Origin of the sequence: Mycobacterium sp. (assembly GCF_004298145.1) — a bacterium.
Classification (GTDB): Bacteria; Actinomycetota; Actinomycetes; order Mycobacteriales; family Mycobacteriaceae; genus Mycobacterium.
The window spans coordinates 44943-67627 of the sequence record NZ_SCRH01000056.1 but is presented as its reverse complement, the minus strand read 5'-3'; the positions used below and the strand labels follow the sequence as shown (position 1 = coordinate 67627).

Below are 22685 nucleotides of genomic sequence, written 5' to 3'. Positions count from 1 at the left end.
GCTACGCCGCGCTTGCGATCGCCACTACGAGCGGCTCGCGCCGCCGGCCACGGCGACGACGAACACCCGCCGGAACGGGAAGATCGTCGTTCCGTCGGACCGGGGCGGATAGGCGTCGGACAGCAGCGGAATCAGCTCCTCGCGGAACTGCTCCCACGTGTCCTCGTCGAGCCGCTCACGCACCGGGACCAGCGCCGTGCCGGTGATCCATTCCAGCACCGGGTGTTCGCCGGTCAGCTGATGCAGATACGTGGTCTCCCAGACGTCGACCTTGCATCCCGCGTCGAGCAGCAGGTTGGCATAGTACGCCGGCGGTTGAACCACCGCTCCCACGCGAAATGGTATGTCGCGCAGCAACTTCGCATACGGCTCCCGGCGGGCCAGCGCCCGCACCGCGGCGTAGGACGGGGACTCGAAGTTACCCGGCATCTGAACCCCGATCCATGATCCGGGCGTCAGCTCCCTCGCCCACCGCAGCAGCAGGTCGGCATGCTCGGGCACCCAGTGCAGGGCCGCGTTGCTGACCACCACGTCGGTGTCGGGCTTGGGCTTCCAGTCGCGCAGGTCGCCGGTGACGGCGTCGATGCCGCGCTCCTTGGCGGCGGCGACCATTTCCGGGGAGCTGTCCACCGCCTCGATCACGGCGTCCGGCCAGCGCCGGCCCAGGTACGTCGTCAGGTGGCCGGGCCCGCAGCCGAGATCGACGACGCGGCGCGCCCGCTCGGCGCCCACCCGCGACAGCAGATCGTAGAAGGGCCGGCCGCGGTGGTCGGCAAAGGCCAGGTAGACGTCCGGGTTCCACATGTCGGTCCTCCTGATCAACGCGCCGTCGCTAGCCGGCTGATAGCAAACCGTATTACTCCTATGGTGCCCCGGCACCGCCCGCCGTGGTCCCGGATGACACCGCCGCGCACCGAAACCGGTCAAACGCCCTGGAAGCGCGCGCCTGTCCGGCTACCATCGGCGTTCGTGGCGCCCGACATGGATCCGATCGACCCGCCCATTCCCGTTCCCAACGTTTCCGGCGCCGATGTACCGGCCGGCGCCGGCGGATTACCCCCCCGCTCGGCGTTGTCGCCCCGTCAGCGAATGGTAGTCGAGGCGTCGGCCCTCGGCGATCTGGCCCTGCGCACCTGGGTTGCCTCGCTGCTCACCACCACGGTGGCGCCGTTCGTGGTCGCGGGCGCCCTGCGGCGATCCGATGCCGCGACCGAGCGTGGCAACCTCGACTTCTATGCCGAGCGGGGGGCGGCGGGGGATCCCGCGAAGTCCTTTCCGGCGCCCACCGAGTTGCCGCGGGTCACCTCGGTGCGTGCCAGCCCGCTGGCGGAGTGGGTCGCGCGCGGCACCGTCGACAACATCGCGTTCCCCAGCAGTTTCACGGCGATAAACCCCGCCATGCGTGCGCGGTGGAGTGCGTGGGGGTCCAACAACGTGGTGCGCGCGCAGCACTGGCGCCACGACGACGGACCGCGGCCCACGCTGTGCGTCATCCACGGCTTCATGGGGTCGTCGTACCTGGCCAACGGGCGGTTCTTCGCGCTGCCCTGGTACTACCGCGCCGGCTATGACGTGTTGATGTATACGTTGCCATTCCACGGCAAGCGGGCCGAAAGGTTCTCACCCTTCAGCGGTTTCGGCTATTTCGCCGGCGGCCTCAGCGGTTTCGCCGAGGCGATGGCCCAGGCCGTGCATGACTTTCGTTCCGTCATCGACTATTTGCGCCACACCGGTGTCGATCGCATCGCGCTCACCGGCATCTCGCTGGGTGGCTACACCTCGGCGCTGGTGGCCTCCGCCGACGATCGGCTCGAGGCCGTCATCCCCAACTGTCCCGTCGTCACTCCCTCGACGCTGTTCGACGAATGGTTCCCGGCCAACAAGCTGATTCGGGTGGGCCTGCGCCGCTCCGATATCAGCCACGACGAGTTGAGAGCCGGCCTGGCCTACCACTGCCCGCTCAATTACCGGCCGCTGATCCGAGCCGATCGCCGGATGATCATCACCGGCCTCGGTGACCGGATGGCGCCGCCGGACCATGCCGTCAAGCTGTGGCACCACTGGAATCACTGTGCGCTGCACTGGTTTCCGGGCAGCCACGTGATCCATGTCAGCCAGTTGGACTACCTGCGCCGGATGACCGCGTTCCTGCAGGAGGTCATGTTCTAGCGGCCTCGAATGTCTCGGTGTCCGAGCTGCCGGTCGGCGATGCCCGATGGGCCCCGCCGACCAGGGTGGGCCAGTGCAGCCGCGAGAGCAGGTCCGCGGGCGGGCGCGTGTGTCCGTCCAGCCGCGCCGTGGACAACAGGTCCAGCGCCGTCAGTGCGGGCAGGTGATTTCCGCCCTGCGGGGTCAGCCCGGGCAGCGGTGCCTTGCGGTCCGGCGGGGTGTCGGTCTGGAACGCACACGCCACGGCGACGGTGGGCTCGCCCCTGTCACCGGCGATCTCCAGCGCGGTACAGGTCTCGCGCGCCGAATGCGACCGGATCGCGTCCAACGTCTCCGGCAGCACCTCGTCCACCCGGATCTCGTATGCCGCAATGAAATCCGACGTGCCGCGCTGCACCCCGCGCCATCTCTCGCGGGGGTTGGACGTCAACAGCCGGGGGACGTCGTCGGGTGCGACGACGGTGGCTTCCCACCCGGTCTCCCGGAGGTGGTCGGCCAGCCGTCGCGCCGCCACCTGAGCGGTCTCGTGCAGCGGGATTCGCGACGAGCGGGCCCGCAGCGCGGCCAGATTTTCGGGGGCCGACACGGTGAGCCCGATCCAGGTCTCGCGCCTCGACGCGTCGGAGGCGTTGTCCCGGCTGGTGATCCGGATCTTGTCCGCCCGGATGCCGTAGCGGTCCAGGTAGCCGACGATCAGCGGCAGCGGGAGCACATCGGAGTCGTCCTCCGGTGCGCCCACCCGAACCAGAGCGGTCGTCGCCGTGGCCGGAGACTCGGGGGTGAACGCGTTGCGGCGCCCGATGATCGCCAGGCGGCGCCGCAGGATGGTGGTGAAATACAAACCGCCCCACACGCCGAACAGCACGATCACGACGGCGGCCGCGATGCCGAGCACCCAGTAGTCCCGGGGCGATCGCCATGGGTAGGCCATGGCCGCGGGCACAATAGCCAGCAGCGCCAACGTGATTCGCCCGCTCCCGGGAATCGGTATCGAATGCTTGCTCACGGGGTGGGGTCCTTTCCTCGGCGTGCGGCGATTGCGGTGACCGCGCCGGCCACGGCGACCAGCACGGCCAGCACGGCGGTGCCGGCCACCGCGACGGTCCGCGGTGTGGTGTCCTTGGGGGCCGGTGTGGGGGGCAGGGCGACCTGCTTTTCCGCGGCTCCGGCCGGTTGATCACCGGCGGGCAATTGCCAGGTCAAAGCTGCCACCGGGTCCACGCTGCCGGCACCCACCAGGTTGGACGGGTCACGGGCTCCGTTGTGCGCGGTCGCGGTGATGCGATGCGCCACCGCGGCGGCCGACAGGTCGGGATACTTGCTGCGCACCAGCGCGGCGACGCCGGCGACGTAACCGGCCGCGTAGCTGGTGCCGTTGAGGGCGACCAGTCGCTGATGATCGTCGGGCAGGCCATTGGCCAGCGCGGCCAGGCCCCCGCCGTCACCGTTGCCGACCGAGACGATGCGTTCGCCGGGCGCCGCGACACCCACCCACGGGCCCGCCACGGTGAACTTCGACGCCTGGCCATCCGGGGTCAGTGAGGCCACCGACAGCACGTACGGCTGCCAGAACGACGGGATGGACATCGAGGTGACGCCGGCCCAGTTTCGCGGATCGTTCGGGCGGCCCAGGTCGGTGAGCGGGTTGGATTCACAAGACGTTCCACCGGCGAACGAGCCGGTCGGCCCGCTGTTGCCCGCGGCGGCCACGATCACCGCGTCCTTGTCCACCGCCGCGTAGCGCACGGCGGCCCCGAGGGCGGCCTGGTCGACGGGGCGGTCCACGGGCAGGCAGGTGGCCGAGCCGACGTCGATCACCCGGGCGCCGAGGTCGGCCGCGTGCACGATGGCCCGGGCCAGCGTCGTGACCTCGGATGACACCCGGGCCAGCAGCGGATCACCACCCGGCGTGCGTGGCGAGAACTTGGCCGACGTCGTCCTGATCGACACCACCCGCGCGGCGGGGGCCACGCCCGAGAACCCGTCGTCACCCGACGGCTGGCCGGCGATGATCCCGGCGACGAGCGTGCCGTGTCCGTCGCAGTCGGTCAGGCCGTCGGTGGCCTCGACGAAATCGCCGCCCGGTTCGACATTAGGCAGCCGCGCGCCCGGGTGCACCCCGGTGTCGAGCACCGCGACCAGTTGACCGTCACCGCGCGAAAACTGCCATGCCGCAGGCAGATTCAGCGCCGCCTGGCTGTGCGTGACGGCGCCCGGATCGCTGCCGGGAATGACCCCGGAGGTGGCGCAGGGTCCGCGCTGCTCCATCGGCTGCACCGGCCCCGGCGCCCCGTTGGGCGGGGTGGCGCCGGGATCGACCGCCGGCGGGCTGATTGCGAGGGCCGGCGGACTCGTCCACGTGGCGGTGGCGGGTAACAGGGCCAACGCCGCCGCGAAGCAGGCTGCTGGACATCGCCGCGGCCGAATCATCGATTGAGCACCGAGCTGAACAACCCCACCACAAACGCCATGACGGGGATCAACGAGGCGTCGAGCCCGGCTGCGGCGAAGCCCACCAGCCGGCGAACCGGAAGCGAATAGCTCTCCGGCGCAGCGATACCCGGGTTCAGCGCCACCACGACCCACACCGACACGAACGCCAGCAGCACCAGCGCCGCGCCGAGGGCGGCGCTGTAGCGTCCGGTCGCGGTGTAGAGCACCAGCAGGACGCCGGCAGTCAGATGCGGCTGGGCGAGCAGCCACGCCTTGCAGGCGGCCGAATCCCACACCCGGGCGCGCAGCACCGCCGTCGCGGCGGTCGCCCCCACCACGTACCAACCCGCTCCACTCAGCGTTTCCGGGCGCAGCGCGATCGCCACCGAGCCCAGGACACTGAGCAGCACCGCGGCGGCGATGAATCCGCTCTGGTGGGCGTCGCTGACGCGCACCCGGCGCGGCAGGTCCTCGAGCACCTGCAACGACGGCGCCGACGGCGTGGGGTCCCCGGGCGCCGGAATGACGGGCAGCGGGAAGCGCGCCCACAGCGCGGACAGCTGCGCCGCCTCGATGGTGACCAGCAGCGCCGCCACGATCAGCCCGCAGCCGATCGCGACCAGCTTGACGTGCCACAGTAATTCGGCGCCGGCGGCCAGCAGCACCGCCGCCCCCAGCACCGCCGTCGCGGTGAAGAATCCGGCGATCCGCTCGCGTTCGGCGCTGGGCACCATCAAGGCGATCAGCGACCACGCGGTGACACCGGCCGCGGCCAGCATCACCTGTGCCGAGCCGAACCTGCCCGGCACCGCCAGCACCAGCGCGGCGCCGATGGGTACCAGCGCGGCGACCGAGAGCGCCATGCCGGTACGCGCCGAGCGTGCCGTGACCAGCAGGCCGACGATCGCGGTCAGGGCCGCCACCGCGCTGACCGCGACGAGCCCGGCCAGCGCGCCCGTGGCGACGCGGTACGTGACCGACAGGCCGGTCGCCAGGAAGGCCACCGCGATCACCGCGGCCAGCGCGCCGCGCTGGATATGCGTTGCGCCCCAGGGCTTGAGCCGAGAGGTCGAGAAGATCATGGCGGCGTCGGCGACGTCCTCGACGATGCCGGGTGCGGCCGGACCGACCGGCACCGGTTGCAGCGCCAGCAGATCGCCGTCGACGACTCCGACCGTGTCCAGGCTCGCGTCCAGACTGAACGGCGCGCCCCCGATGGGGGCCAGGCTCAGTTGGGTCGCCGCACCGATCTCGGCGGTACCGCGCGAGCCGTCGGTGTCGTCCGAGTCGCCGTTGGTGGCGGCCGGAACCACCAAACGCTGCACCGCAGGCAGGATTTCACGCAGCGGCAGCTCGGCGGGCAAGGCCATTTCCGTCAACCTGCTGTCCGCGAGGATTGCCACGCGGACGATCGGCATGACGGTTCCGGACGTCACCGGACCCTCGAAGAATGTTGCGGCCGTTCCTGGAACATCGTGCTCTCTTCTCTATTTCTTTCAGTGTTGGACAGACAGTGTTGAAGCGGAAAAGTCTCGGGCCAACCGGTGTTCGGAGAACCATCCGGTGTCGGGCAGTTGGGCGGTCAGTTGTTCGGTCGCGACGGCGATCGCGAACGGGGTTCCCGGACTGAAGTTCGAAACCCACTCGCCGTCGAACGCGCGGGACGGGCTGACCAGGACCCGCCCCTCGCGTGTGTCGACAATGCTCATCCCCACCTCGGTAGTGGAGTGCCGGCCGTCGCGGTGGCAGCCGGCGACGATCTCGACGTAGCTTCGCGGTCCGTTGAACACCGACTCCACCACCGGACGCGCCGATTGCGGAATACCAAGATAGTCAAGGACTTCGGCCAGCGGAGCGCCGGAACGCAAGCGCTCGTCGGCTCGGGCACCCACCCGGGTGGGCATGCTGAACTCGTCGAACCGAGCCGGTTGCCGCTGCGCGAGCCCGACGGTGATGACCGGAACCAGGGCACGCGGATCATCGATGTCCATGGCGGTGAACGTGATCAGCTGTGCGCTGCGCAACGCGACCACCGTCATCGACCCCCGGCCGGCGACACCGGCGCGCTGCGCGACGATGCCGCGCAGTAGCCCGCCGGTTCCGCCGGCCTCACCGGTGTCGTTGGTGGGGCCGACGTAACGCAGGTCGAGCCACCGCTCGGGAAAACACACGACCTTGATCCACTCGGCCACCGCGGGGCTGATGAGTCCGCCCGCCGATACCAGGCCCAGCTGGGTCAGCTCCGCCTTCTGACGGTCGAGGAACGCGTTGCGTTCCGCGGCATCGCGATAGGGGCAGGTGATTGCCAATACCCACGGGAAGCTTCCCGCCCCAATCGTTTCCGCGATGAACCAGGCGTGCTCGACCGTCAGCTCGACGGCGTTGGGAGCTGTTTCCATCAGGCTCGTTCAGCCACGAACTAACCGCCCCACTTGGCGGCTTCGGCCTGGTCGCGGGCCAGCATCGACATGGTGTTGGCCTCGTGGGTGCTGGCCATCGACTGATACGCGCGCACCAGGCTTTCCATGGCCTGGTTCCACTGGGCCTGCCACACCTGGTAGGTCATACCGGTGTCACCCTGCCAGGCGTTGGACAACGTGGCCTGCTCGGCGGAGACATCGGCACCGAGCCCCTGCATCGTGCCGGCATACCCCGACATGTCGGCGGCGTGGCTCAACATCGCCGGGTAGTTATACATGATCTGCGACATCAAAAGTCCTTTCGCGGGTTGGTGGCGTCTTGAAGCGGCTGTGTCAGAACGCGGTGTAGCCGGACGCGGCGGCGGAATCCGCGGCCACATAGGTACCGGCGGCGTCGCCGAGGTTGGCCTGGGCGATGTCCAGCAGCGTGTTGACCCGCGCGGCGACCTCCACGAACCGAGCGTGCGCGGCCTGGAACGCCGCCGAGGACTCGCCCTGGTGGAATGCCTGTGCCGACATCGCTTCCTGCTCGGCCTGGCTGATGGTGCTGCGCAGCAACGCCGCCTTGGCGCTGAACGCCGATTGCGAAGCTACCAACTGCGGGATATGAGCGTCCAACATACTCATGGTGATTCCTTTCTTTTGCGTCCGTTGGGGTTTCGGTAATTCACCTGGATGTGGCTTACTGCCTTATCCCCCCTTCCCCGGATCGGTTGGGCCTGTCCCGTTGGCGGCGTCCTGCTCCCACGTGCCGGGCACCATCGGTGTCCGCGGGCCGCCGCCGAAGTCGTCGTCGGCCAGCTTGGTCAATCCCGCCGCCTGAAACGCCTTCTGTCTCTGCTTGGTTCCGGCGAAGCCGAGCGGCCCGGCTCCCTGGGCGGACGCGACCGCCGCGGCCAGCTCCTCCTCGTCGCCGTAATCCGGGGACACACCGAAATCGGAGTCCATGTCCAGGAACTCGTCGCCATAATCGTGCAACGCGGCCCGCCGGCGGCGGCGCGCTCGCGCCTCGGCGCTGGCCGCCGCCGCCGCACCCGCCGCGGGGATCGTCGCCGCGGGCGCCTTGGCGCCGCCGCGACCGCCCAGGGTGGGACCGACGCCGGTGTCCGGGCCACCGCCGACGGCGACCAGGTAGGCGAAGTTTCCCGCCGCCGCTGCCGGTGCCGGGGCGGCGGGCGCGGCGGTACCGGCCGCGACCGTCGTGGCCGGGGCCCCGGCGGGCGTCGCCACCGTGGGAGCCAGAGCGACCGCCGGCAACATGGACGGTTTGTTCGATGTCAGGACGGGGGCCACGGCGGCAGGGACCGCGTCCGGCGCGACCTCGGCGGGCGTGGTCAGCAAGTAACTGAGGCCGACGCCCAGCAGTATCGGCAGCAGGAACGGTGCGGTCAGGAGCGCACCCCAGGTCGGCCAGCCCACGGCGTTGAAGAACACCTGGTAGGCGACGAAGAACAGCAGCGGTCCGTTGGCCGCCAGGAACGCCGGCAGATTCGAGAAGAACTCCTGCAGGAACTTGGACAACTGCTGGATGAAGTTCTGCCACGAGTCCCCGGGACTGGAGGTGTCCTGCGCGGTATTGGCCGCGAGGTTGTTGGTTTCGCCCCCGGGATTCAGGATGGACGGTGCGGCCATCGTGCGTGGCGCGGCGGCCAGCGCCGAGCCGGAGACCGCCTGATAGGTGCCCATGGTCGTGGCCGCCTGGACCCACATCCGCGCGTAGTCGGCTTCGTTGACCGCAATCGGAATGGTGTTGATGCCAAAGAAATTCGTCCCCACCAGCACCCCGTGCACGGCGTGGTTGGTGGCGAGCTCCCCCAGCGTCGGCATGGTGGCCAACGCAGCCGTGTATGCCGTCGCCGCGACCTCTTGCTGCACCGCGGCACCCGCGCTGTCGGCACTGGCCTGCTGCAGCCATGCCAGATACGGCACGTGGGCCGCGACATACTGCTCGGCGCTCGGCCCTTCCCAGGCCCCCGCCTGCGCCTGCCCCAACAGCGCACTGAGTTCGCCGGCCGCCGTGGCGTATTGGGTACTGAGCGAGGTCCACGCACCGGCGGCCGCCAACAGCGGCCCCGGTCCCGGACCGGCGCCCAGCAACGCCGAATGCACCTCCGGTGGCAACGCCATCCAGATGGGGCCGAAAGGGGAAGTCATCGTCAGGCGCCCGCGATGCCGAACGTCGCAGCGGCCGCGATGTCTCCCGCGAGATAGCTTGCGCCGGCTTCCCCGACGCCGAGCCCGGCGCGGCCCAGCTCCTCGACGCCCTGGGCCGCCATGGCCGAGTGCTGCTGGCCCTGAGCGCTGAACTCGACAGCTGTTTGCAGTGATACCGGATCGACCGCCGGCGGCACCACCGCCGTGATCGCCGGGGCCGCCACAGCATGTGCGGCCGCCAGCCGTGCCGTCAGTGCCTCCACCGCGGCGCTGGTGGCGGCCAACCCTTCGGGAACCACTCGCAGCGTCATCTCCACTCCTCCCGTTGCGTTTCACTTGCCATTACAGATTCCCCGATCAAGGGGTTGATCAACTGCACGTACGTCGGACCGTCACTGTCGCCCAACAGGATCGCCCGTCCGGCAGGCAGGCGGCCGAATCGTTGACCGCGGATCTTGCCGCTGTCCTGCGGGTTGCCCGCCAGCATCAACGTGGTCGCCTGCAGGTCGTTGAAGCGGCGCAGCAGCGGGTTCGTCATCAGCGCGTGCCCCGAACCGGTGGCGCGTGCGGTGACAATCACCCGCACCCCCAAATCGGCTGCCTGCGAAAGCAACCCGATCAGCGGAGTCCACGGGCGTTGCCCGACATAGGGACCGCTCATCGCCGGCGAGTCCGGTATCTGGTCGACGTCGTCGATGATCAGGTAGTGGGTGTGGCCCGCAAACGTCCAGCGGGACAGTTCGGCCGGCGACAGGCCGGCCGGCGGCCGGCGCGATTCGATGAGGTTGGCCAGGCCCAACATCGCCGGGATGATGCGGTCGATGTTGGCCGTGTACTCGTTGTCGGCGAACAACGGCTCGTCGACGAGGTGCAGCCGCCGGTCCATCACCGTGAAGGCCACCTGATCCGGCGAGGAGTGTTCGCGGACCGTGCGAATGAGGTGGCGCAGCAACGTCGTCTTGCCCGACTTGCTGTCGCCGAACACCATCAGCAGCGGGTTGTCGGTGAAGTCGACCACCACGGGCGCGAGATCCTCCTCGCGCTGGCCGATGACCACCTGTTCCGGCCCGCGGTAGAGCGACCCGACGGTCTCCGGGGCGAGGTTGGTGGGCAGCAGTCGCACCGGCGGGGCGGCCATGCCCGGGTAGCGGTCGTTGATGGCGGCGATCTGGTCCAGCTCGGGGTTAGCGAACAGGAAATGCTCTGCGGCCGTGGTCAATCCGCGACCGGGTTGGTCGTGCGGTACCGCTTCGGCGGGCCGGCGCAGGGCACCGACCACCCGCACATTGCTGTCCCGCGGATCGTGCAGCTTGAGCTCGAGTCGCAAACCGAGGCCCTCCCGCATCGCCAGCGGCACCTCCAGCCAGCTTGGGGTGGTGATGACGACGTGGATGCCGTACGCCAACCCGATATTGACCAGCTCGGTTACCTTGGCCAACAACGGGTTTCGCGTGTTGAACTGGTCCGTGTTGTCACGGCCGAACGCATAGAGGTTGTCGATGAGCAGGAACACCTCGCCGAACCCGTCGTCAGCCACCGCACCGCGGGAGTCCCGGAACGCTTCCCGCCGCTGCCGCGACAACAGCAGCTGCTCGAGCTCTCCGAAGGTGCGCCGGATCCGTTCGGGCTCCAGTGCCGAGGCGATACTGCCGACGTGCGCCAGATCTTCGAGCGCACGCAGCTTCCCGCCGCCATAGTCCAGGCAGTAGAACGTGACCTCGCGCGGCGAGTGCAGGCTGGCCGCCGACAGCATGAACGTCTGCAGCGCAGTCGACTTCCCCGATTTGGGGCCACCGTGAATCATCATGTTCCCGGCTGACGAGGCGGCATCGAAGATCAGCGGGTCGCGGCGCATCTCGAACGGCTTGTCGATCTCGCCGAGTGGCCACTGCCACTGCCGCGGCGGCACGCCGGCCCGGGTCAGCATCGCGGTCACCGGGATCGGCTCGTCCAGCGGCGGCAGCCACAACTGCGGCGCACGCGGACCGTAGCCGGCCAACTGATCGCCGATGGTCGCGATGAGCTTGCGCGGCGGCCCGCTCAGTTCGACTTCCTCGGGGCTGTGGATCACGGTGTCCTGATCGGGCTCGACCCGCCCGGCCGTGAACACCTTCGGCTCCGGGATTGACGGCACCACCAACGATTTGGCCTTCTGCGGCGGATCGTAGATGCCGTCGACATAGGTGCTGCGGAACTTGATCGGAGTCGCACCCGGTGCGGGCACCAAGAAGCCCACGCCCTTGTGCTCCTTGCCGGATTCGATGTGATAGGCGTCCTCCACGCCGATGATCTGGCGGGAAACGCTGGGACTGGCCACCTTCAACCCGATGCGGTAGGAGGTGTTCTTGTCGATGTCCTTGATCTTGCCGACATCCAGCGTCTGCGACGCGAACAGGATGTGGATACGGAACGAGCGGCCTTTGCGGGCAACGTAATCGAATAGCTCCGCGTACTCCGGGTGGTCGGACAGCATCAGAGTGAACTCGTCGGCCACCACGAACAGCGTCGGGATCGGCGGCAGGTCGTGCCCGGCGGCGATGGCGTTCTCGTACTCGACCACCGAGTTGAACGCGCTGCCCTGCACCCGTCGGCCGGCTTCACGCAGCAGCGTCTCCCGCCGGGCCACCTCGCCGCGCAGCGTGTCGGCGAACCGGTCGGCCAGCGACTTCTTCTCGGCCATGTTGGAGATCACCGCGACAACCTGCGGGAAATGGCGGAAGCTGTCGGCGCCGGCCTCACCCTTGAAGTCGGCGTAGATGACGATCAACCGGTCCGCCGAATGAGTCGTCAACAGCGACAACAGCATCGACATCAGGGTCTGGGACTTACCCGAGCCCGTCATACCGATCATCAGACCGTGCGGGCCCATCCCGCCCTCGGCTTCGTCTTTGAGGTCGAACATCAGCGGCTCACCGGTCGCGGTGACCCCGATCGGAATGCGCAACTCGTCCTCGCGGCGCCGGGGTGCCCACAGGGTGGGCACATCCAGTTCGGACGCGTCCGGGATGCCCAGCATCGTGGTGAATGTGGCACCGCGGGTGGCCGCCGAGCGCAACCCGGTGTGGGTCGGGTTGGAGTCCCAGCGCGACAACAGGCGCGCCAGGTGGGCGGCCTCGTCGGCGCCCAGCTGGTCGGCGTCGTCGATGTACGGCTGCCAGCCGCCGGTCTGCCAGCGCTCGATGGTGCCGGCGCGGCTGCCCCCGCCGTCCGCCCCGCTGATGCGCAGGATCGGCTTCTCGGGATCCGAATACTGCTCGCGGTGCGGCGCCGTGGCGCCGCGGTGCACGACGGTGACGCCCGCCCGGCCCATCGCCAGCGTCGAGGCGTTCAGGTCGTAATCGGGGTCGTCGACGACGATCAGCAGGTGCCGCAGCGCATCGGCGGGCTCGCCGGTGAACGCCGGACGGTCGACCAGCGCCGACCCGAGGCCGGCGACCAGTTCGTCGGCGTTGGTCGCCATGAAGCGGGCCGGGCCGACCCCGTCGAGCTCACCGGGGATGTCGACGTGCGGCAACCACTTCAGCCACGACCAGTCCGCGCTCTCGAGATCGGGAGTGACCACCGCGACCCCGAGCACCGTCGGGTCGTGCCACGTCACCGCCTGAGCGATCCACGCGCGCATCGCTGAGCGCGCCTCGTCTTCCGGTCCCAGCACGGTGATCCGCGAGACTTTGGCCAGGTCGATTCCGGTCGGCACGTCGCGCACGATCCGGTGGGTGTCGAGCAGGCTGCGTAATGCGCTGTGCGACACCGGCTCCAGGTCGATTTCGTCCGCGGTGTCGTTGACCCGCAGGGCGGTCGCCAGCGGCACGTGGTGGCGCCCGGCCCGCAGCACCAGGAAGTCGGGATCGTGCGGATCGCGCTCCCACTGACGGCGGGACCCGGGCACGGCGGCCAGCGCCGCCGGCTCGGGATGGGACCACTGCGCGGCGGCGCGCTGCGCGGCGGCCTGGGTGCGGATGTTGTCCCGGACCACCGACAGGTAGCGCAGGTAGTCGGCGCGCTCGGCGTCGACCTCCTCGGTGCGCATCTTGTTGTCGTTCCCGCGGTACATCGCGGTCGCGGCCAGCAACAGCACGAACGGGAAGAACAGGGTCTGCGGAGAGATCAACCTCATCCCGGTGGCGAACAGGGCGACGACCATGCCGACGATCAGGATCACCAGCACGTAGGGCATCGCCCTGCGCAGGAACGACGGCGGAATCACCCGGGGCAGCTCGGGCGGCGCCTCGATGGCGATGGTGCCCTTGCGGGTCACCGGCGGCGCCAGCCGGCGGCGCGCTTCGAAGATCAGTCGGCTCATCGGGGGGCTCCCTCGGCTTCCCTTGCAGCAGCGGTGACACGGCCGGGCTTCTGGTCGGGCGTCAGCCCGTCATGTGCCAGCAGCGCGTCGGCGCGCGATAACGTCGGGCCATTCGCGAACTGCGACAGCACCGACCATGGAATGGGTACCGGAGATCCGGTAAGGCCAAGGGCCTCAACCGTTTTACCGTGTCCGGCGGCCGAGTGCTCCGCCTCGTTGTCGATGCCGTAGCGGACACCGGTGTCCGACACCCAGAACAGCGACCCGGCGCCCGGCGAGTTCGGCCCGCCGCCGACGGTCTGGATGAAGTAGCCGGTACCGGGCGCCATGGCGACGCGGGTGGCGGTTGTCGGCGAGCCGCCGCCGACCAGGTCGACGGTGCGGATCGATTCGGCCATCGGCAGGGCCGAGCCGGACAGCAGGTTCAGCGAGCTGCTGGCGGCCCGGGCCGGCTTGGTCCAATAGGCGCACGTGACGGGGGACTTGGCCGTATCCACCAGGCCGACCTGCTGGTCCGGGTACCGCGCGGTGTCCAGCATCCGCGACACCGGCAGCTTGGCCACCGCATCGGCGCCGAGCCGCGGAGGTTGGTCCAGCCCATAGGAATTCGTGTTACGCAGGATCGCTGCGAGCACCGGCGAGATCTGCTGCAGGCCGTCGGGCAACACCGCGTAGTAGCGCGGCGCTCCCGAGGAGCTCTGATCCAGGGCGTAGGACACCACCACCGCCCCGATCGGCGCCGGCACGCTGAAGGGCGCCGGCGCACCGGCGTTCGGGATGCCCGGCGCCGTCAACGGGGGCGCTTCGGGTATCGCGTTGAACAGGCCCAGGGCGATGGGCCGGGGCGCGGGGATCTCAGAGTTGCCCTGTCCCAAGCCAAGCGCGTCCGTGATCGCGTGGTCGGTCAGGTTGATCTGACTGCGTTTGCCGTCCCACAGCAGCCAGGTCGCGCCGTCCCTCTCGGCGAGGATCCCCTGTCGCGGCGGGAGCGTGGCGGCGCGGGCGCCGCTGCTGTCCGGCCGACCCGCGATCACCGTGACGCCGGTGCTGCGGGCGGTATGCCCACCCTGGGCGGGCTCACTGACCTCGTCGCACACCGTCCAGTTCGCGTCGGCCGAGGTGTTTTGCACCATACGTTCCGGTGCGCCCGGGATACCGATCAGGTTTCCGCGCGGAAACCGGTCCAGCTCACTGCTTTTCACCATGGCGGGGTCTACCGCCCGGCCCGTGATCAGCCGGGCCGAGGTCAGGTTGAGCACCGGATGCAGGTCCTCGCCGACACGGACATACAGTGCGGCGGTTGACCGGTCGGCGAGCACGGGGTTGGTGCCCGCCGTCCCGCTGGGCCGGATCAATGAGAACACGAAGCAGCCGGCCAGGCCGGTGACCAGAAGGACCGCTCCCATCGCCACCGCGCGGGTCTGCGTGCGCAGGGGGTCGACGAGCATCCTGGTGTCGTGCAACGCAATACCGGAGGCGATCCGGCGCATCACGAAGCGCCAGCCGCTGACCTGGTGCCGGGTGACGAAGCCGCGCCGGTACTCGACCTGGTCGGGGTTGTCGTTGACCGGTGTGCGGGAGGAGAACGAACGTCGTTCGTCGGGTTGATTATTGGAGGTCATGCCGGCACCGACAGCCCAAGGCCGCGCAGCAGCGGCTCAACGGACCTTGCGACGTCCTCGTCGGTGATCGTCATCAGCTCCTCGTCACTGAATTCGCCGGTCCCGGCGTGTTCCGAATGGTCGAGCCGGAACTCTCGTTCTTCTTCGGAGCGTTCGACGATGTTTCGGACGAATCGACCGTTACCGGCGATGTCCAAGTTGCGTCGCGAAATCCCGTTGGCGTCGGGTGTCGACTCGGTCGCCAACTTCGTGAACAACGCCTCCATGTGGTCGAGCGCGGCCTTTTCGAAGATGCTGTCTCGCTGCTCGGCCATCTTGTTCGCGATCTCGACCAGTTCCGACGGTGCGTAGGAAGGGAAGTCGATGTTGCGGGTGAACCGAGAACGCAAGCCCTCGTTGGTATCCAGGAACTTGTCCAGGTCGGCCCGGTACCCGGCGATGATGACCACCAGGCGGTCGCGGTCGTTCTCCATCCGCGCCAGCAGCGTGTCGATGGCCACCAGGCCGAAGTCGTTCTTGGCGCCCGTGGCGACCAGCGCGTAGGCCTCGTCGAGGAACAGCACGCCGTCGAGCGCGCTGTCGATGATCGCGTTGGTCTTGGCCTCGGTCTCGCCGATGTGCTGACCGATGAGGTCGGCACGGTGGACCTCTCGGATATTTTCCCGCTTCAAAAGCCCGAGCCCACAATAGATTTTGGCGACCACGCGGGCGATGGTGGTCTTACCGGTTCCGGGCGGTCCGGCGAAGACCAGGTGGTGGGCGCGCTGTGCGACCGCGAGCCCACGCTGCTTACGGACCAGTTCCATGGCGACCGAGCTCTTCAGCCGGGACACCTGGTTTTTGACCTCGTCGAGGCCGATGAATTCGGCGAGCTGGCGTTCGGCCTCGTGCAGCAGCACTGCCTTGCGTTCGTGTGCGGCGGGATCGACGAAATCCTCTGCGCTGGGCTCTGTTTCGGGGGACCACGGATCGGTGCGGGCTTCGATGCGGGCCGCCGTGGTGGTCACGATACCGAAACTGGTGTCAGTCAGGGCCTGTTCGACCTGTTCGTTCTCGGGGTGGGCGGCGTAGAGGTCCTGCAGCACTTCGCTCGCCGAGTCCTCATCGACGTGCGCGCGCAGCACCAGCGCTTTGGCCAGGGCGCCATCGACGGCCGCCACCACGACGGGACCGTCGGGCTCCTCGAGGTAGGACAGCGCCGGGGCGAACATTCCCAGCCGGGCCAGCGAGGTGCCCAGGGCGATTTTGGCCGCGTGCGAGAAAGCGTCGTCGAGATCCGTGTCGTTGACGATCGGGGTCAGCAGCTTGACGACGTCCGACCAGCGCTCGGCGCGGTAGTTGATGACGATGGACACCCAGCGGGCTTCGCGCCAGTTCGGGCGGTCGGCGGTCAGGCCGGCGACGATGTCGTCGGCGTCGGCAAATCGTCCGGCCGTCGCCAGTGCGGCCGCGTAAGCGAGGTGGAAGTCATCGGGAGTGGTGGCGCGAAACTGTAGATACAGTCCGGTGTCGTAGCGAAAGCCCAGCGAGTCGGGTGCGAGATCCACCTGGCGCCGCAGCACGCCCGCGGTGGCCGCGGTGCGCGACACCGCCTCGAGCACTCGCAGGGACACGTCACCGGCGGCCGCCAGTCCCGTCCACGCGTCGCACTGGTCGTGGGCGATGCGCGTCAGCGCGGTGAAGCCCGAACGAGCGGCGGCCAGGTCGGCCGGTCGCTGGCGTTGGTAGACGACGATGCCCAGCGCGCGGCAGCACGTGGCGAACCGGCTGACGACGTCGCCGTCAACGCGCGCGTCCACGCGCGAACTGACTGGCTGAACTGTGAGCATGCCGGTGTCACCGTGCTCCACGGCCGCGTCTTTTCATGTATGTAGTCTCCCCTAACCTAACCCGCCTGAAGTTAGCATTGCATAAGCTAACTGTCGAGACATTTGGGCCTGTTCGCCTCGCCACTCCACTGCCCTTCTTCTACCGCCGATAAGGACATTTTGACTAGGGTTTCGCCGCATTTCCGGTAAACTCACAGCCGTACGCCGTGCGCTCTCGCAGCAAGGCCTCACCTTACTGAAAATCGTTTTCATTATCAATCTCGGCTCGCGCTCGCTTCGGACCCTCCGCCGGGCCCGGGTCCATCGGCGACGACACCGGCCGCGCCGGCGCGCTCATAGCGATGACTCCTTGACGATCCGGGGTGAACTCGACGACCGCCACGACGGGGCGACCGGTGGAACGATGATGCAGCCACTAGTCGGGTGGCGGACCGAAAAAGTTCCGTCACTAATCGCGCTCCCAGCTGCCCGGCAACATCGGGACGGAAGGCCCGTTGCCGAATGCGTCACCGCCCAGCGTGCTCAGGCCCGCCGCCTCGGCGCTGTCCGTCGGCGCCGTTCCGGCAAAACCCAGCGAACCCGCGCCCCGATCCGATGCCACCGAAGCGGCGGGGTCGGTAATCGGCCCGGCGTCGGGTTCCAGATCCATGTACTCGTAGCCGCGGTAATGGTCCTTCATCGTCGCCCGACGGCGGCGTCGGGCGCGCTGCCTGTCCGCGACGGATGCCGCAGCCGACGCCGCGGCCGCGGCCGCGGACCGATCAGGCTCGGGCGCTTTGCGCTGGGCGCCGCTGCCCAGGCCGGCGCCGGTCCCGATGCCGGGGTCACCGACCACGTATGGGTAGGCGACGGCCTCGCCGCCGGTCACGGGCGGCGGCGTTGCGGGCGCAGGGGCCGAGGCCGGGGCGGGCGCCGGAGCGGGAGTGGAGACGGGGGACGGCGCCGGCGCGGTGACCGGGGCAGCGCTCACGACCGGAGCGCTGCTGACAGCCGGCGCAGTGGGCGCCTCCGGCATCGGTGCGGGCACAGCGGCGGGCGCCGGAATTGGGGCCGGCTGGATCCCTGCCAGCAGACTCAAGCCCGCTATGCCTCCCGCAAATCCACCCGGCACGATGAACGGAACGGCAGCAAGCTGGGGGAATGCCTGAAGGGCCTCCCCGAGGTGGGTGAACTCGTCTGCAATGAGTCCGGCGGGCCCGAAAATGTCTTCGAGTAGATCCTCTATTGCGTCGGCCGGGTTCTCGGGAAATTCCGCCAAATCTTTTGCCAGGGTCTGGAAAATCTCGAGGAAGCGGTTTACCCACCAGCTCGGCTGGTACGGGTTGCCGCCGTCATTGTCGACGATGCCGGTGTCGTCGCTGTCTTCGCCGGAACTATTGGCGTTCACAATCGGCGGCGCCGGATCGGTCTGCGGTGCCGCGGCGACCGCCGCGCCGGTGACCGCCTGATAGGTGGACATGGTGGTGGCCGCCTGAACCCACATCCGCGAATAGTCGGCCTCGTTGACCGCGATGGGGACGGTGTTGACGCCGAAGAAGTTCGTCGCCAACAGCGCCGCGTGCGTGGCATGGTTGCCGGCCAGTTCGGGCAAGGTCGGCATTGCGGCCAGCGCCGTGGTGTAGGCGGTGGCCGCGGTCTCCTGCTGGGCAGCCATGGCCGCGGCCTTGGCGCTGGAGCGCTCCAGCCAGGCCAGATACGGCAGGTGGGCGGCCACGTATCGCGCCGCGGTGGGACCCTGCCAGGGCCCGCTCTGCACCGCCGCCAACGTTGCACTGAGCTCGTCGGCGGCCGATGCATAGGCTTCGCTCAACGAACTCCACGATGCGGCCGAGGTCACCAGGCCGGCGGGGCCCGGGCCGTCGCTCAACAGCGTGGAATGAACCTCCGGCGCCAATGCCATCCACACCGGCGCGGTCACGCCCACTCGCCCGCCGCCAGGGGGGACGGCGCAACCCGTCGAGGAGAAAAGCCGCGTGGTGTCATACCAGGGACTCCTCGTCGGCGTGCGTCAGCGGCCGCCTGGGCTGTAGGGCGGCGTGAAGGTAAGCCCGGTAGTAGTCGGGCGGGAGGCCCCATCGGTTCCGCCGAGCGCCGGATTCATTCGCAACTCATCAAAAACCGGCCGCGATCAACCATCGCGGCCGGTCGCTTCCGACGTCTCAGGCTCGGACGGCACTCACCAACGTGTTACGCGCGATCATCGGGCCGGCCTCGGTCTCCGGGCCGGGCACCGGACGGCCGACCTCGCGAAGGTAGTCGGCCAGCGGGGTGCCGACCGCGTTCCAACCGCGCTTGCCGAACCATTCAGCGGCGGGCGCGCACTGCTCGTTGTAGACGAGCTGGAAGAACACGCGCTGGTCACCCGCTGCGGTGGCCGCACGTTCTTCTGCCACGGCGGCCTCGAACTCCTCGGGCTTCATCGGGGCGCCATCCTCGACGGCGACGTGGCTGCCGTGGCCGGCCAGTCCGTCGATCCCGGTGAACAGCTGCTCCTGGGCGTCGGCCGGGAGATAGATCAGCAGGCCCTCGGCGATCCACGCCGACGGTCTGGCCGGATCGAAGCCGCTGTCGCGCAGGGCTTGCGGCCAGTCCTCGCGCAAATCGATGGCGATCTCGCGGCGCTCGGCGCGTGGCTGGACGCCGGCGCCGGCGAGCACCTCGCGCTTGAAGTCGAGCACTTGCGGCTGGTCCAGCTCGAAGATCGTCGTCGCGGCCGGCCAGTCCAGGCGGTAGGCGCGCGAGTCCAGACCCGCCGCCAAGACGACCACCTGCCGCACACCCGCGTCCGCCGCGCCGCGAAAATATTCGTCGAAGTACTTGGTGCGGGCGCCCTGGAAGTTGACGAAGTTCTCGCCGAAGTCGGCGGTCTTCAGCTGATGGTCGGGGTCCTTACCGTCGAGGACGTCCGCCGCCGAACCGCCAACGGCGCGGCAGAAAACCTCCGCGTATGGATCCAGGGCGAGCGGGTCGGGCTTTTGGGCCTCCAATGCCCGCGCCGTTGCCACGAACAACGCGGTCGAGCCCACACTCGTGGTGATGTCCCAGGTATCGCCTTCGCTTCGCACCCAACCCACAGTACGCCGCCGTCACGCGGCGCCTTTTCCGCTGGCGCGCAACGGTAGTGGCGTAGGCCGGGGTGCTTTGCCGTTACCGGCCGTCGGCCTGGCCCGCCCCCTCGTCGGCACCGTCGGCGCCCCACGTGCCCGGCATCATGGGCGTCGTTGGGCCGCCGTTGAATTCGTCACCGGCCAGTGTGGCCAAGCCGGCCGCCGCGGCAGCCGCCTCCCTGCGCGCGGTGCCGGCGAAGCCCAACGCGCCGGCGCCCCGGTCCGACGCCAACGACTCGCGGCCGGCGGGCGACCCGCCCCACTCCGGGTCGACGTCGACGTTCATATCCATGAACTCATCACCGTGCCCGCGCTGCGTCGCGCCCCTGCGCCGGCGCGCCCGGGCCGCTTTCCGTGTTGCCGCGGCCGCAGCTGCGGCGGCGCTATCCGGTTCCGGCGCTTTACGTTTGGCGCTCGAGCTGGCCCTGGAGCTCATCCCCGAACCCGTTCCCAGGCCCGGAGGACCGATGACATAGGGCGGGAAGAACCCCGCCGCCGGCGCCGCCGGTGCGGGCGCCGCCGGTGCCGCGGCCACCGTGGTCGCCGTGGGGGCGGGCGCCGGCGCCGGGGCCGACGCCGGAGCCGCGGCCGGCGCGACGGGAGCCGGGGCCATGGCGATGGCCGGCGGGACGCTCGGCGTCGGCGCCGGCGGCGGTGCCGCGACCAGCGCCGGGACAACCGCGGGGTGGGGGATGGCGGCCAGGCCGGCCAACCCGGCGAAGCCGCCGACGGCGGCGAACGGAGCGGCCGCGAGCAGGAGCGCGGGGGCCAGCAATTCCGGCTGACTCAGGAAAATCTCGAGGATGTGGGTCGGCCAGTCGAACAGGATGAGTTGCGCCAGGTACTGGAACGCCAACGCCGGATTGTGCACCAGGTAGTAGCCGAACTGCTCGAAATCCTCCAGAAGTTCCAGGGCCCGGACAACCCACCAGATGGGTTCTCCGGCGTTCGTGTAAGCGTCGTAGGGCAGCCCGTTCACCGTTCCCTTGGCCGGGTCCCAGTCGATGCCCAAGTTCTTCAGCATGTTCGCGATGAAGTCATTGAACGGGTTGTCGATCTTGGGATCATGCGCGACGTCACCCGAATTATCGCTTGAGGATTGGGATTTCACGATCGGCGGTGCAGGATCGGATTGCGGCGTCGCGGCGACGGCCGCGGTGGACACCGCTTGGTAGGTGGACATCGTCGTCGCCGCCTGGGTCCACATCCGCGCATAGTCGGCCTCGTTGACCGCGATCGGAACCGTGTTGACGCCAAAGAAATTCGTCGCCAACAACGCTCCGTGGACGACGTGGTTGGTGGCGAGTTCCGGCAGCGTCGGCATGGCCGCCAGGGCCGCGGTATAGGCGGTCGCGGCCACCTCGTGTTGCGTAGCAACCGCCGCGCTGTCGGCGCTGGACTTCGTCAGCCACGCCAGGTACGGGGCATGCGAGGCCACATAGGATTCTCCGCTGGGCCCCTCCCATGCGCTCGCCTGGACCCCCGCCAGCAACGTGGTCAATTGTTCTGCCGCGGAGGCGTATTCGGTGCTCAGCTCGGACCACGCGCCCGCGGCCGCCAGCAGCGACGCGGGCCCGGGGCCGCTGCTGAGCAGCGTGGAATGCAGTTCGGGCGGCGAGGCCATGAAGATCGGCGCCGTCATAGGTACTCCTCGGGCTGGAAGGCTTACCAGACTGAGGAGAGCTTAATGAATATGATTGTCGTTATCAAATTTGGCGGAGGTGTCCGCCGAGCGCCGCTACACCAGCGGGCGCCCCTTCTTGATCCTGCGATCCACGTCGCGCAGCAAGACGTTGAAGGGGAATTGCCGGATGAATCGCGGTAGGTACCGGTTCACCGTGGCCAATACGGCGATCAGCCTGTCGAAGCGCCGCTGCTTGGTCGCGTCCCAGGGCAGCCGCATCTCGTCGCGGAACCGCTGCGGCAAGAAGCCCGTCGTGATCATCAGCGCGAGGCTCTCGGAGAGGCGCTGTAGGGGACCCGGCAACCTCACGCCCCGGATGCGGTTGGCGGCGATCGGGTACAGGTACTCCCGCACGGTGTCGTCGATGTGCACCTTGGCCAGCGACTCTTCCCAGTAACGGTCGAACGCCGCCCGGTCCGCCGGCCACATCTTCGTCGGCACCTGCAACGTCGTGGCCAACGCCATGCCTTCGCGGTAGTGGCGCTCGGCGTCCTCGCCGTCGAGCTCACCGATGAACATCCGGTAGACGTCGAGCCCGCCCTTGTACAGGCAGGCCCCCACCCACAGCTGCAGTGCGGGATCGAAGGCGTTGTAGGACACCGGGCTTTCCGGCGTCGAGTAAACCTGCGCGTGCGCCTTGTTCACCGCCCGCCGGAAGGCGTCCTTCTGGGCATCGCTGCCGTTGGTCGCCACCGCCAGGTAGGTGAACGTGGTGCGGGCCCGCTTGAAGGGGTGCCGGTCTACGCGGCCGCTTTCGACGCGGCTCTCCAGGACGCCGTATCCGACGCCGGGCTGCGCCAGTTGCATGACCACGTTCGCCGGGCCGGCCAGCAGGGCGACGCCCATCAAACCCTCGTCGATACCCAGCGCCCGCCCGCGCTTGCGCCGCTGCGGGCGCGGCGGATCGGTGGCCCTGCGCTCGACGTGCCCAATCGGTGAGTGCACCGGCTCGTGAATTGCCATC

General features: G+C 69.0%; 17 protein-coding genes. 1 reads left to right on the top strand and 16 read right to left on the bottom strand.

Annotated features, from left to right (window positions below):
- Positions 1–24 precede the first annotated feature (24 nt).
- Positions 25–804, bottom strand: coding sequence for a trans-aconitate 2-methyltransferase (locus EPN51_RS24655; protein ID WP_293048020.1), 780 nt, complete (start codon positions 802–804; stop codon positions 25–27).
- 177 nt (positions 805–981) lie between these two features.
- Between EPN51_RS24655 and EPN51_RS24650 the strand changes: the two genes are divergently transcribed.
- A complete protein-coding gene (locus EPN51_RS24650) occupies positions 982–2169 on the top strand; it encodes an alpha/beta fold hydrolase (RefSeq protein ID WP_293048311.1) in 1188 nt (395 codons plus the stop codon).
- On the opposite strand, the gene eccE is transcribed toward EPN51_RS24650, so the two are convergent.
- The 15 genes from eccE to EPN51_RS24575 form a co-directional block, all read right to left on the bottom strand.
- Positions 2159–3175, bottom strand: coding sequence for a type VII secretion protein EccE (eccE, locus tag EPN51_RS24645; protein ID WP_293048018.1), 1017 nt, complete (start codon positions 3173–3175; stop codon positions 2159–2161). The genes EPN51_RS24650 and eccE overlap by 11 nt on opposite strands.
- On the bottom strand, positions 3172–4599 hold the full coding sequence (gene mycP / locus EPN51_RS24640; RefSeq protein WP_293048016.1) for a type VII secretion-associated serine protease mycosin: 1428 nt from the start codon (positions 4597–4599) through the stop codon (positions 3172–3174). Before mycP ends, eccE begins: the two co-directional genes overlap by 4 nt.
- The gene (gene eccD / locus EPN51_RS24635) at positions 4596–6020 is read right to left on the bottom strand and encodes a type VII secretion integral membrane protein EccD (RefSeq protein ID WP_293048014.1); all 1425 of its coding nucleotides are present in this window, start codon (positions 6018–6020) and stop codon (positions 4596–4598) included. The genes mycP and eccD overlap by 4 nt, the downstream gene beginning before the upstream one ends.
- Positions 6021–6098: 78 nt before the next feature.
- Entirely contained in the window at positions 6099–7001 is a 903-nt protein-coding gene (locus tag EPN51_RS24630) for an ESX secretion-associated protein EspG (protein ID WP_293048012.1), read from the bottom strand.
- 20 nt (positions 7002–7021) lie between these two features.
- Complete coding sequence (locus EPN51_RS24625; protein WP_293048010.1) at positions 7022–7312, bottom strand: WXG100 family type VII secretion target; 291 nt, start codon at positions 7310–7312, stop codon at positions 7022–7024.
- A 43-nt stretch (positions 7313–7355) separates the two neighbouring features.
- Entirely contained in the window at positions 7356–7649 is a 294-nt protein-coding gene (locus tag EPN51_RS24620; RefSeq protein WP_293048008.1) for a WXG100 family type VII secretion target, read from the bottom strand.
- A 63-nt stretch (positions 7650–7712) separates the two neighbouring features.
- Positions 7713–9176 (bottom strand): PPE family protein, encoded by a 1464-nt coding sequence (locus EPN51_RS24615; protein ID WP_293048005.1) that lies wholly within the window; start codon positions 9174–9176, stop codon positions 7713–7715.
- A gap of 2 nt (positions 9177–9178) precedes the next feature.
- The gene (locus tag EPN51_RS24610; RefSeq protein WP_293048003.1) at positions 9179–9487 is read right to left on the bottom strand and encodes a PE family protein; all 309 of its coding nucleotides are present in this window, start codon (positions 9485–9487) and stop codon (positions 9179–9181) included.
- A complete protein-coding gene (gene eccCa / locus EPN51_RS24605; protein WP_293048000.1) occupies positions 9484–13479 on the bottom strand; it encodes a type VII secretion protein EccCa in 3996 nt (1331 codons plus the stop codon). Before eccCa ends, EPN51_RS24610 begins: the two co-directional genes overlap by 4 nt.
- Positions 13476–15101 carry a type VII secretion protein EccB gene (gene eccB / locus EPN51_RS24600; RefSeq protein ID WP_293047997.1) on the bottom strand — a complete coding sequence of 542 codons (1626 nt, stop codon included), beginning with the start codon at positions 15099–15101 and terminating at the stop codon, positions 13476–13478. The genes eccCa and eccB overlap by 4 nt, the downstream gene beginning before the upstream one ends.
- Positions 15098–16951 carry a type VII secretion system ESX-3 AAA family ATPase EccA3 gene (gene eccA3, locus EPN51_RS24595; protein ID WP_293047994.1) on the bottom strand — a complete coding sequence of 618 codons (1854 nt, stop codon included), beginning with the start codon at positions 16949–16951 and terminating at the stop codon, positions 15098–15100. Before eccA3 ends, eccB begins: the two co-directional genes overlap by 4 nt.
- Positions 16952–17378: 427 nt before the next feature.
- A complete protein-coding gene (locus EPN51_RS24590; RefSeq protein WP_293047992.1) occupies positions 17379–18848 on the bottom strand; it encodes a PPE family protein in 1470 nt (489 codons plus the stop codon).
- Positions 18849–19089: 241 nt separating this feature from the next.
- Positions 19090–19995 carry a class I SAM-dependent methyltransferase gene (locus EPN51_RS24585; RefSeq protein WP_293047989.1) on the bottom strand — a complete coding sequence of 302 codons (906 nt, stop codon included), beginning with the start codon at positions 19993–19995 and terminating at the stop codon, positions 19090–19092.
- An 82-nt stretch (positions 19996–20077) separates the two neighbouring features.
- A complete protein-coding gene (locus EPN51_RS24580) occupies positions 20078–21679 on the bottom strand; it encodes a PPE domain-containing protein (protein WP_293047986.1) in 1602 nt (533 codons plus the stop codon).
- Positions 21680–21775: 96 nt separating this feature from the next.
- A complete protein-coding gene (locus tag EPN51_RS24575; protein ID WP_293047983.1) occupies positions 21776–22684 on the bottom strand; it encodes an oxygenase MpaB family protein in 909 nt (302 codons plus the stop codon).
- Between the last annotated feature and the right edge of the window lies 1 nt (position 22685).